Origin of the sequence: Variovorax sp. LG9.2 (genome assembly GCF_035018885.1) — a bacterium.
Lineage (GTDB): Bacteria > Pseudomonadota > Gammaproteobacteria > Burkholderiales > Burkholderiaceae_C > Variovorax.
Window position 1 is genome coordinate 1 of record NZ_JASJXB010000056.1, and the last position, 11,803, is coordinate 11,803.

6 protein-coding genes and 6 pseudogenes are annotated in these 11,803 nt (G+C 61.2%); 4 read left to right on the forward strand and 8 right to left on the reverse strand.

Annotation, left to right across the window (positions count from 1 at the left end):
- Positions 1 to 161: 161 nt before the first annotated feature.
- The 3 genes from QN413_RS26130 to QN413_RS26140 form a co-directional block, all read right to left on the reverse strand.
- A complete protein-coding gene (locus QN413_RS26130) occupies positions 162 to 1,544 on the reverse strand; it encodes an NAD-dependent succinate-semialdehyde dehydrogenase (RefSeq protein ID WP_323499506.1) in 1,383 nt (460 codons plus the stop codon).
- Positions 1,545 to 1,606: 62 nt separating this feature from the next.
- Positions 1,607 to 2,644, reverse strand: a complete 1,038-nt coding sequence (locus tag QN413_RS26135; RefSeq protein WP_323499507.1) for a zinc-dependent alcohol dehydrogenase family protein — start codon at positions 2,642 to 2,644, stop codon at positions 1,607 to 1,609.
- Positions 2,641 to 3,735 (reverse strand): alkene reductase, encoded by a 1,095-nt coding sequence (locus QN413_RS26140; RefSeq protein ID WP_323499508.1) that lies wholly within the window; start codon positions 3,733 to 3,735, stop codon positions 2,641 to 2,643. The genes QN413_RS26135 and QN413_RS26140 overlap by 4 nt, the downstream gene beginning before the upstream one ends.
- 299 nt (positions 3,736 to 4,034) lie before the next feature.
- Between QN413_RS26140 and QN413_RS26145 the strand changes: the two are divergent.
- From QN413_RS26145 to QN413_RS26155, 3 pseudogenes are all read left to right on the forward strand, one after another.
- Positions 4,035 to 4,145, forward strand: a pseudogene (locus QN413_RS26145) (IS1595 family transposase); the annotation flags it as partial.
- A gap of 249 nt (positions 4,146 to 4,394) precedes the next feature.
- Positions 4,395 to 5,514, forward strand: a pseudogene (locus QN413_RS26150) (IS5 family transposase).
- Positions 5,515 to 5,650: 136 nt separating this feature from the next.
- Positions 5,651 to 6,133: pseudogene (locus QN413_RS26155) on the forward strand (IS6 family transposase); the annotation flags it as partial.
- Positions 6,134 to 6,198: 65 nt separating this feature from the next.
- On the opposite strand, the gene QN413_RS26160 reads toward QN413_RS26155, so the two are convergent.
- Positions 6,199 to 6,771, reverse strand: coding sequence for a cytochrome b (locus QN413_RS26160; RefSeq protein WP_323499509.1), 573 nt, complete (start codon positions 6,769 to 6,771; stop codon positions 6,199 to 6,201).
- Between the two features lie 390 nt (positions 6,772 to 7,161).
- On the opposite strand from QN413_RS26160, the pseudogene QN413_RS27485 reads away from it, so the two are divergent.
- Positions 7,162 to 7,281 (forward strand): annotated as a pseudogene (locus QN413_RS27485) (IS6 family transposase); the annotation flags it as partial.
- Between the two features lie 113 nt (positions 7,282 to 7,394).
- On the opposite strand, the pseudogene QN413_RS26170 reads toward QN413_RS27485, so the two are convergent.
- The 4 genes and pseudogenes from QN413_RS26170 to QN413_RS26180 all read right to left on the reverse strand — a co-directional run.
- Positions 7,395 to 7,568: pseudogene (locus tag QN413_RS26170) on the reverse strand (IS5/IS1182 family transposase); the annotation flags it as partial.
- A gap of 475 nt (positions 7,569 to 8,043) precedes the next feature.
- Positions 8,044 to 10,287 carry a catalase/peroxidase HPI gene (gene katG, locus QN413_RS26175; protein WP_416352252.1) on the reverse strand — a complete coding sequence of 748 codons (2,244 nt, stop codon included), beginning with the start codon at positions 10,285 to 10,287 and terminating at the stop codon, positions 8,044 to 8,046.
- Positions 10,288 to 10,891: 604 nt separating this feature from the next.
- A pseudogene (locus tag QN413_RS27490) lies at positions 10,892 to 11,059 on the reverse strand (sigma factor-like helix-turn-helix DNA-binding protein); the annotation flags it as partial.
- Between the two features lie 15 nt (positions 11,060 to 11,074).
- Positions 11,075 to 11,374 (reverse strand): sigma factor, encoded by a 300-nt coding sequence (locus QN413_RS26180; protein WP_323499511.1) that lies wholly within the window; start codon positions 11,372 to 11,374, stop codon positions 11,075 to 11,077.
- Positions 11,375 to 11,803 lie beyond the last annotated feature (429 nt).

An 11,803-nucleotide genomic window follows, 5' to 3' on the forward strand; every position in this document is an offset into this window, starting at 1 on the left:
CGGCAGCGTCAGATGTGTATAAGAGACAGATGATGTGCAGTCGGGCGCCCAGCTTGCGCAGCTTCGGCACCACCGACGGCACCAGCGCCACGCGGCGCTCGTGCGGCTGGGTCTCGGTCAGTACGGCGACGTTGACGTACATGGTCAGGCTCTGTCGACGGTCAAGCCGGTGCCGGGAAGTGACCCGTGCGCACCAGCTTCTTGTTGACGAATTCCTGGATGCCCATGTCGCCGAGCTCGCGGCCGTAGCCCGAGTTCTTGATGCCGCCGAACGGCAATTCGGCATCAACCCAATTGATGTTGTTGACGAACATCATCCCGGTGTCGACCAGGCTGGCTACGTGCTTGCCGCGCGCTTCGTCCGCCGTCCAGACCGAGCCGCCGAGGCCGAAGTCGGAATCATTGGCCAGTGCAATCGCCGCCGCTTCGTCCTTGACACGGTAGAACGAGACCACCGGGCCGAAGAACTCGTCGCGGAAGGCCGGGTTGTCCGACGCGATGTCGGTCAGGATCGTGGTCTGCATGAACGAGCCCGGACGGTCGATGCGCTTGCCACCCATCAGCAGCTTGGCGCCGCCCTTCATGGCGGCGTCTACCTGCTTGAGCAGCTGCAGCAGCGCCGCTTCGGTGGACAGCGGGCCGTGCGTGGTTTTCTCGTCCATCGGATCGCCCGGCTTGAGTGCTTCGAGCGCCGTCTTGAAGCGGGCGAGAAACTTGTCGGCGATAGCCTCGACCGCGATGAAGCGCTTGGCCGCGCAGCAGGTCTGGCCGGCGTTGTACATGCGGCCCCAGACGGCCCAGGGGATGACCTTGTCTAGGTCGGCGTCCTCAAGGACGATGAAGGCGTCAGCGCCGCCCAGCTCCATCGTCGACTTCTTCAGGTTCTGGCCCGCGCGGGCAGCGACCGTGCGGCCCGCGGCGACGCTGCCAGTCAGGGCCACGCCCTTGATGCGCGGGTCGTCGATGACACGGTCGCACTGTTCATGCGAGATCAGCAAGTTGGTGTACGCACCGACCGGTGCGCCCGCGTCGAGCAGCAGCTTCTCGAAGGCGATCGCGCACTGGGGCACGCAGCCGGCGTGCTTGACGACCACGGTGTTGCCCGCCATCAGTTGCGGGCCAGCGACGCGGGCCAATTGGTAGTACGGGAAGTTCCACGGTTCGACGCAGAACAGCACGCCGATCGGGCTGCTCTCCATGTGCGCCTCGCCCACCTTCGGATGCAGCTTGACGGGCGCCAGGAAGGCTTCGGCGTGCTTGGCGTAATAGGCCAGGATGTCGGCGCTGAACTTGACTTCGCCGCGCGCTTCGTCGATGCGCTTGCCCATGTCCTGCGTCGCCAGTTTGGCGAAGTCGTCGACGTGAGCAGCCATCAGCGAGGCGGCCTTGTTGATGATCGCGGCCCGCTCGGCGTAGCTCGTATGCTTCCATGTCTCGAAGCAGCCCTGTGCCGCAGAGAGCGACTTTTCGAGCTGCACAGAGGTGAGGTGCTCGTAGCTCTTGAGCAGCTTGCCGGTGTTTGGGTTCACGCTTTGGTAGGTCATGGTGGTGTCCTCTTTCGGGGTCGGTCGGTGGGAGCGCCAGCGGCATGCCGGCACGGAGGTCTTTAGGTCTCGATCAGTACCTTGAGCGCGTTCGTTTCGGACGCGTGCGCAAAGGTCTCGTAGGCGTCGAGGATGTGGTCAAGCTTGAATCGGTGAGTGATCAGCGGCATCGGATCCAGCTTGTGCGCGCACAGGGTCTTCAGCAGCATCGGCGTGCTCACCGTGTCAACCAGCCTTGTCGTGATGCTGATGTTGCGGTCCCACAGATTCTCTAGGTGCAGATCGACCTTGACGCCGTGCACGCCGATGTTGGCGAGCGTGCCGCCGGCGGCGACGATCTGCTGGCACAGCTCGAAGGTGGCGGGAACGCCGACGGCCTCCATGGCGGTGTCGACGCCGAGCCCGTCGGTCAGCTTCATCACCGCGTCGGCCGCCTTGCCGTCGCCGCTGTTGATCGTGGACGTCGCGCCGAAGCGCTTGGCCATCGCCAGACGGTTGTCATCGAGATCGATCGCGATGATCTGCGCGGGCGAGTAAAACTGTGCCGTGAGCAGCGCCGCCAGGCCGATCGGTCCGACACCGACGATGGCCACCGTGCTGCCGGGCTGCACGCGCCCGTTGAGCACGCCGCACTCGAGCGCCGTGGGCAGGATGTCGCTGAGCATCACCAGCGCCTCCTCGTCGGCACCGGCCGGGATCGGGTACAGGCTCATGTCCGCATACGGGATACGCACGAACTCGGCCTGCGTGCCGTCGATGCTGTTGCCCAGGATCCAGCCGCCGGTGGTGCAATGCGAGTACATCTGGCGCCGGCAGTTGACGCACTTGCCGCAGGCGCTGACGCACGAGATCAGCACCGGGTCGCCGGCCTTGAAGTCGATGACGGCCGAGCCCACCGCATCGACGACGCCGACGCCTTCATGGCCAAGAATGCGGCCGGGTTTGCAGGTCGGCAAGTCGCCCTTCAGGATGTGCAGGTCTGTGCCGCAGATCGTGGTGCGCGTCACCTTCACGATCGCGTCGGTGGGCGCCGCGATGACCGGCTTGGGCCGGTCTTCGAGCGACTTCTTGTTCGGGCCGAGATAGACGAGTGCCTTCATGCCAAAGCTCCTGTGCCAACTGTCAGCGTGGGGTAATCGGTGTAGCCCTTGGCCCGCGGCACGTAGAAGGTCGACATGTCGGGTGCGTTGAGCGGCGCGTGCTGGCGCATCCGCGCCACGAGGTCGGGGTTGGCCAGGAACGGCCGGCCGAAGGCGATCAGGTCGCCGCGCTCCTCAAGCAGAGCCTGCTCGGCGCTGGCGTGGTCGAAGCCGCCGGACAGGATGAACAGACCTTCGAAGCCGGCGCGCAACTTGAGCTTGAAGTCCGCGGGCACCGGCGGCGCACCCATGGACGAGTGGTCGACCAGGTGGACGTAGAGCAGGCCCAGCGCGGACAGCGACTTGACTAGCGCCAGATACTGCGCCTGCACTTCGGGAAACTCGCCGGTGCCGTTAAACACGCCGTAGGGCGAAAGGCGGATACCGACCCGGTCGCGGCCGATTGTCGTGATCGTGGCGCGCGCGATCTCCAGCGCCAGGCGGTTGCGGCCCTCGACGCTGCCGCCGTGGGCGTCGCTTCGCAGGTTGACGAGCGGGTTCAGGAACTGCTCGATCAGGTAGCCGTTGGCGCCGTGCAGTTCGATGCCGTCGAAGCCTGCATCCAATGCGAGCTTTGCCGAAGTTACATATTCCGCGACGGCGTGCTCAATGTCGACCTCGGTCATCGCGCGTGGCGGGCTGTGCGGCTGCATGCCAAGGGCGTCGGTGAACATCTCACCTGGGCAAACGACCGTACCCGGCCCGAGCACCTCGGCACCTGCCGGCAGGTTGGCGACATGGGCCACGCGACCGCAGTGCATCAGCTGCACAAAGATCTTGCCGCCGCGCTCATGCACGGCGGCTGTCGTCGCCTTCCAGGCCTTCACCTGTGCCGCGTCATACAGCCCTGGAATGCGCGGGTAGCCCAGACCATTGGGGCTGGGCGACGTGCCTTCGGAGATGATCAGACCGGCAGTGGCTCGCTGGCCATAGTAGGTGGCCATCAATGCATCCGGCGTGTGCGCGGGCGTCGCCCGGTTGCGAGTTATCGGCGCCATCACCATGCGATTGCTGAGTTGCAGGGAGCGTGCGGAGAACTTGTCGAACAGCATCCGGCGGATTCCTGGAGTGGTGGAGCCAGCAGGTCGCAATACGGGATTGCGACGTGCAAGGTTGGGATGACCCAGCCTGCGCGACCGAAACGCCTGGGTCTGTTCGCTGGGACACAAAGCGGTTCACGGCAAACGTAAAGCGTTGTGGCTTTCGCTTGAGCCCCTCGTGCTTGCGACAGCGCACAGATCGCGGTCACCGCCCGTGTCATCGGGCTGCCTGATTAGCGACGAAGTTCAGCAGGCTCACGCTGTGAGCCAGTGAGGCCTGATGATGGCCGCATGCACCAAGGAGATGCGCTATGCCGATGAACCGAGTCCAGTTCCAGCCTGGGCTGTCGATGCGGGAGTTTCTGAGCTTGCACGGGACCGAGGAGCTTTGCGAGGCGGCACTGATCGCCAGGCGCAGGCCTCGCGGTGTCGACGCCGACCGAAAATTGACCCACCGGGGATGGGCTAAAAATCTGGACGGTTTTATGCCATGAGCCCCAAGCTTCGACGGTAGCCAAGAGGACTGCGCGCGCCCAGGCGCCCACACGAAATGCTCTCTTTTTCGACGAGCAGCCTAGCAGGCTGCTGAAATACTCCCCGACCGCTGTCGACATCCGCTCCTCGAACGTTGATCAGTGATCGTTTCCTCAATTGAGAACAAACCCCAGACCATGCGCGACGCCGACACCTTCACCGAGAGTCTGTTCACCATGCGCAAGCTCGAGGACTTCGTTCCGGCAGACCAGCCGCTGCGCCCGATCCGCGCGATGGTCAACGAAGCGCTGATCAAGATGGATGACTTGTTTGCCGGCATGTACGAGGCTGACATCAAAGGCGGGCGCCCCAGCATCGCTCCAGAGAAGCTGCTGCGCGCGATGCTGCTGCAGATCTTCTTCAGCGTTCGCTCGGAGCGCCAGCTCATGGAGCAGACCCAATACAACCTCCTGTATCGCTGGTTCATCGGTCTGGCCATGGACGATGCGGTCTGGGTCCCTAGCGTGTTCACCAAGAACCGCAAGCGGCTCATTGCGCACGACGCGATCATCGAGCTGTTCAACCCCATAGTTGAAACTATCGGTCGCAAAGGCTGGCTCTCGGGCCAACACTTCAGCGTCGACGGAACCCTCATTCAAGCGTGGGCCAGCCACCGCAGCTTCGTGCGCAAGAATAGCGGTGACGATGATGCTGATGACAACAACACGGACAGCACCAGCTTCAAGGGTCAAACCCGCAGCAACGACACCCACGCATCGCGCATCGCGCACCGATGACGATGCGCGGCTGTACCGCAAGGGCAAGACCGCCAGCCAGATGCGCTACATGGGCCACACCCTCTCGGACAACCGCCATGGGCTGATCGCCACGGCCTGATCGCCAACGCGATGGTCACACAAGCCGACGGCCTTGCCGAACGCGAAGCGGCCAAGGTCATGATCAGGGATGCCCGTCAGGCTACCGCGAGTCCGGATGTCGAGGTCACGCTCTGTGCGGACAAAGGCTACGACGCGAAGGAGTTCGTCCAGGCATGCCAGGACATGGGCGTGATCCCCCACGTGGCACAGAACACTTCCGGGCGGCGCTCAGCAATGCCCGATGCCATCGCTGCGAGCGACGGCTATGCGCTGTCGCAGCGCAAGCGCAAGCTCATCGAGCAGGGCTTTGGCTGGGCCAAGACGGTGGGCGGAATTCGTCAGGTGATGGTGCGTGGACCATCTGTTCGTGCTGACGATGACGGGCTACAACCTGACGCGCATGCGCTCGTTGGGACACGTGCGTCCGCAGGGGCACTGAGACAGCCAGAGGCTCGCAAAACACACTCAAATGAGCGTAAACAGCTCCCGAAATCGCTGCTACAGCACTATGTGAAAAGCGAGTCTCCGCCGATGAGACTGACGCGTTTTGGAGGGGAGTATTTCCGCATCCTGTTAAGCGGCCTGTCAGTACGAGCTGGCGAATGGACGAGACCTATATAAAAATCAGTGGAGAGTGGAACTACCTGTACCGGGCGGAGGATCGCGCCGGCCACACGATCGACTTCCTGCTGCGCGCACACCGCGACCTTGCTGATGCAAGGCGCTGCTTCGAACGTGCCATTGACCTGCACGGCGTGCCCGGGAAGATCAAGATCGACAAGAGCAGTGCCAACACGGCAGCGATCGTCGGCATGTGCGCCGACAGCGGTGCGCACATCGAGATGCGTGAGCCGAAGTATCCCAACAACCTCATCGAGCAAGACCACCAGGTATTTAAACTCGTTGTGCGACCCATGCTGGGGTTCAAGTCTTTTCGCTCCGCTCGCGCCCTCATCGCCGGCATCGAGACCGTGCACATGATCAAGAAGGGGCAGCTCGATTCGCTCAAAGACAGAGCTTCGTCGGCTGCTGACAAGTTCCACTCTTTGGCTTTTTGAGGCCAACCAACACAAGAGTTTCTTAGACCTCACTCTGCTATCGCGACAGAACCAACACAATCGCATCAACGCTGTCGTTTGAAGGTCATGCGCTGAAATACGCCATCTTTGCGAATGAGTCCGTGATTAATAGCACCTAGAACATGTAGTCCGATCAGCACGATAAGCACCCAAATTAGTACCGCATGGACTCCGAAGAATTGCTCAGACAAGTCGTGATCGGGCAGCGTCCAACGCGGTGTGTCCTCGCCAAACAATTTCACACCTGTTTTGGAGTATGACGCACCCAGATAGCCCGTGATCGGCATAAGCACCATAAGCAAATAAAGCATCGCCTGAGTCGCTTTGGACAGCCTGGCCTGCCATACCGGCACGGTTGGCGGCAAGGACTTCGGACGATGGTAGATACGCCATACAATGCGCGCGGTCACCAGCAGCGCCACCACGATACCAATAGACTTGTGCAACTCGAAATACCAACTACTGCCGGTTTGCTCTTCGATCGACATCATGTACCAGCCAAGAGCGGCCATCGTTGGGAGGAGTAGCGCGAGCAGCCAATGCAAGGCGGCCGCAATACCGCTGTAGCGCCACGCCACATATACTTGGGGTGGAACATCTGTTGGATGAGCATTCATTGGGTGCTTGTTGCGGTTAAAGAAGGAGCATGCGTCTGTCGACGCATAATTGAGTGAGTAGCAGCGCATCATCGAATTGAGCAGTGTTGGATGAAGTTTTTCGCTTATTCTTATTGCAAAATTTGGTACCAAACTTTAACAGGCTGTTGAAAAATCTCATACTTTTTCCGACAATTGGAATGCAGAGCATGTCTATGGCGATGCTGAACTATGGATGGCGCAGCGCGAGTGGATGGCATTGCATCGCAATGCGTCCGCAAGACTGCTCGACGTCACCATTTAGACCATTCAAGAGCAGGGATCGCATTGCTTTTCGGGTTCGGTTGCAGTGAGTCGAGTCGGTGAGGTGGGCGAATGACGCAGACCTTGACGAAGACGATGAACGACGCGATGGGTTTGGTGCTCAAGCGACTGCACTACGCGATCGATGTGATGCTGGTGTGCGTTCGCTGGTATGCGGCCTACCCGCTGAGCCTGCGCAACCTGGAAGAGATGATGGCCGAGCGTGGCGTTGTGTTCGGCCGCACGACGGTGTCTTGTCGGACGGGTTTGCCGGTTCTGTCGCTGATGCTTCGCTGGCGCAGGCGCGCGGTCGACAAGGCCGGCCAGCCGATCGACTTCTTCTTGCGCGAGCTGAGCACGCCCGTTGCATACCCGCACACCGGTACCTTGACCATCATGGCCGGATGTAATGGCTAATTGCGCGGGTCGACCTCAGCGTAGCGCGCATGGAACGCGCCATATGCAAGTCCGATGCTAGCCTCACTGATGAAGTGCGCCAAGTGCCCTTCGGGCAACGGGATCATCACGCAGCTCACGGCGCACGAGGTGCGGTCGCGCAGAAAGTGGACAAGGCAAGCGCCGAATGCGGCCAGTTCGACGCTGCCATGAGCGGCCTACGAGACGGAGGCTCCGCCACCGCTCATCGCGTGGCGACAAGATCGGCAGTGCGACAAGCGAAAGCCAGCGCGTGACCGCCAGTTCAGGTTGAGGTGCCAGTGAGTCCCGCACCCAGTAAGCGGCTATGCCCAGCCATTCGATCTTATGCCAGAACGAAGCCGCTTTAGTTCGCTTTCCACCCTCTCCGGAAATACGCTTCAGTGCGAACCGCTCGGCGCTCCCGGAAACTCTAGCGTCGGCCCACCATTTTCCCCTTGGCTGCAGCATTGACCCGGATGGGTGCGGTAGAAGTTGCGATTGCCACCTTCAGCGCCTTCGTAGGAGGGAAGCACGAGACCGACATGTAACGTGAAAAACCGCGGCCGACGGCTGTCAGGAAGCCATCGACGCCGTGCGCCGGTGTCCCTTGACGTCGTAGCGGTCCAGCATCATCACCTTGTCCCACACCTTGATGAAGTCTTTCACGAAACGTGGGTGCCCATCGCTGCCGGCATAGACATCGCAGACCGCACGCAACTGCGCGTTGGAACCGAAGACCAGGTCGTTGCGTGAGGCCCTGAACTTCGGGGCGCCCGATGCGCGATCCTTGAGCACGAAGCTCAAGCCGTCCGCATGGGCCTTCTCCCAGACCAGATCGGTGTCGGTGAGGTGGACAAAGAAGTCGTTCGTCAGCACGCCGACCTTGGTCGTAAAGATGCCGACGTCCGATCCATCGTGGTTCGCATTGAGCACCCGCAATCCTCCCGTGAGCACTGTCCATTCCGGAGCGGACAGCTTCATCAGATTGGCCTTGTCGAGAAATAACTCTTCCGGCGCCACACCTTGCGAGATCTGCCCGAAGCGCTCGTCGGTGTAGTTGCGAAAGCCATCCACGACCGGCTTTAACCATTCGAACATCTCCACATCGGTGAGCTGTTGGGTGGTGTCGACCCGGCCCGGCGTGAACGGAACCGTGGCGTCGATGCCCGACTCATGAGCCGCACGTTCGACAGCCGCGCAGCCTCCCAGAACGATCATGTCTGCCAGTGAAATCTTCTTGCCAGTGCCCTTCTTGCCGTTGAAGTCCGCCATGGTGACGCGCAGCTTCTCGACGACCGGAGCGGCGCGGCTGTTGACCACCCAGTCCTTCTGAGGCGCCAGCGCTAGTCGTCCGCCGTTTGCACCGCCACGCTTGTCACTGTCGCGATACGTCGCGGCCGCAGAGAAAGCGGTGAACACGAGATCGGACACCGACAGACCCGTGGCGAGGATGGCCTGCTTCAATCCAACGATGTCCGTCTCGCCGACCAGCTCGTGGTCGCGCTCAGGCAGGGGGTCTTGCCACAGCAGACCGTCCTCGATCCTCACCTCCGGGCCGAGGTAGCGATGCCGAGGCCCCATGTCGCGGTGGGTCAGTTTGTACCAAGCCTTCGAGAACGCCTGGGTGAAGGCGTCGAAGTCCGCTAGGAACTTCTCGCAGACCTTGCGGAACTCCGGATCAACCTTGAGCGCGATGTCGCTGGTCATCATCATCAGATCGTTCATCTGACCGTCGACGTGCGCATCGGGCGTCTTGGGCGCATTCGGGTCCGTCGGCGTCCACTGCAGCGCACCGGCGGGACTCTTGACCTGCTTCCATTCAAACTTAAACAGGTTCTCGAGGTAGCTGTTGTCCCACTGCGTGGGGTTGGGCGTCCAGCTGCCTTCGATCCCGTTCGTCATCGTGTATTGCGCAAAGCCCGGGCCTTTCGGATTGGCCCATCCCAGACCCATGGCCTCCATGGGCGCGATTTCGGGAGGCGGGCCTACGTCTTTCGGCGACACCATGCCGTGGCTCTTGCCGAACGCGTGGCCACCCGCGATCAACGCCACGGTCTCTTCGTCGTTCATTGCCATTCGGGTGAACGAGATGCGGATATCGCGAGCCGACCCCATGGGATCGCCATTGGCGTAAGGCCCTTCCGGATTCACATAGATCAGCGCCTGGTGCGTTGCGGCCAGCGGATTCTCTAGGTCGTAGTCGGGATCGCCGTTCTTGCCGCGCCAGCGCTTGTCTCGCGTGACCATGCTGTCGAAGCCATCGACGTTCTTCGGGTCCCAGATCTCGGGGCCCCAATACGTTGCGTTGTCGGCCTCCCAGGCATCGAGTCGCCCGCCACCGAAACCGTAGGTCGGGAACCCCATGATCTCCAGTGCGCAATTGCCGGTCAGAATCATGAGGTCTCCCCAAGACAATCCGTTGCCGTACTTGTGCTTGATTGGCTGGAGGAGGCGACGGGACTTGTCGGTGTTTCCGTTGTCCCACCAGCTGCTGATGGGAGCAAAGCGCTGCATGGCCGTACCGGCGCCGCCTCGGCCGTCGGCGATCCGGTAGGTGCCAGACGCGTGCCAAGCCATACGAACCATCTGCGGACCGTAGTTGTGATAGTCGGACGGCCACCAGTCAACCGAGGTAATCAGGAACTGCTTGATGTCTTTCTTCAGCGCCTCAAAGTCGAGCTTCGCGAATTCGGCGGCGTAGTCGAAATCCGGGCCGAGCGGATCCGCCGCAAGACCGTTTTGATGCAGGAGTTCAACCCGCAGACGGTCCGGATACCAGTCCTCGAGGGTCGGAGGCGTGCCGAACGCGCCGCCCATGCGGTCTCCGCCGAACGGGCATCTACCCTCCATTTGATGCGTAGCCGTGTTTGTCTTGTCTGGGGTGGTCGTGTTCATCCATGGTCCTTGTGAAGCAGTTGGAATCCAAGCGGGGTCCATTGCTGGCGCCCGGTGGTGGAATTGGATCGTGAACTCGCCGGGCCTGCGCCGTGTAGGCGTGGGTGCGCAGCCAATGCGGGACGCAAACAGCTTTGGCTCGGGTAAGCCATCGAGCCGACCGGCACGTCTAGGCGCGTAGCGACTCTCGATCTTCTGCAATCCGTTGCCACGACGGCACGAGCGGGTATAGCCACCCTCGCATCGGTCGAGCCGATTGCGTTAACCAGCTTGCTCGAAAACTTTGCTTACTACCAGTGGCGCGGCTCGCCGGTCCGCGGCTGATGGCCGGCGATGTACCGGTGCCGAGTAGGCCGTGGGCGCCGAAGCTGAATTGGCCCACGCTGCCGACATTTCGCTGACCCTCCTCATGGACTTTAAACAGAGCACCGACTAGCGTTTCGGCGAGCTATCCCCGGTCACCGTTAGTCCGGCAAAACAGGCTCAGGCGGGTCAACGCCCGGTCGGCACCATTAGGTCTGAGCGGTCAACTCGCTACGTTCAGCTCAACGCCCATGCCCCTGCGCAAGCTGCCTAATCCACGGCGGACGTAAGTCTTGACCGTACCGATCGGCATGCCGGTGTGCGACGCGACTTCGCAGTGCGTCATTTCACTGAGGAACGCAAGGCTGAGCACACAGCGCTGGTGCGTTTTGAGTTGACTGAGACCTCAATACGCTTTGGCGTACAGCCTCTTGGCATCTAGCGCGCTTGCCGGCTCCGGTTGATCAGGCAGCAAAGAATCCCAATCATCTTCTTCGCGAGAAAAAGTCAGATTCTCCCGATTGACGACCTGACGGCGAAGGATTTCGATCGCCCGGCTGCGCGCTATCACCATCATCCAGACCATGGCCGACCCACGTCCCGATGCGAAGTCTGGAGCTAGGCGCCAGATCGTCAGGAGCGCCTCCTGAAGAGCGTCCTCTGCAATCTCTTTCCTACGAACGACCTTGAGCGCGCAGTAATACAGAGGGTTCGAGAGAGCTCATAGAGATCTCGAAAGGCCTGCGTATCGCCCCCTGCAACTTGATGAACGAGGTTATTAAGGTGCGCGTCGCCCGACCTCAAAGCTATTTGTTGGGTGCGAAGCCGTTTCATGTGGGAAGAAGTTCCCAGACATCGAGGCGTCCATTGGTAAGACAAAAGCTTGCTTTTTCGTGCGCTCTGAATACTGATGCGCCGATCCCACCTCACGGCCGTAGCACCGGCTTTACTTGGTAGGGGATCGCCCACAGGACTTGAGCGTTGTGGAGCACGTCGACGCGTTCACTAAAAGCGTGAAGTAATAAGACCAAAAAACTTCAAAGGTTTGCAATGTCAAAGTTTTCAACAATCGTCATTTCGACGTGCTTCGCTCTCGGCTCGGTTTCGGCGTTAGCTCAAGGGGCAGGCGGAAGCG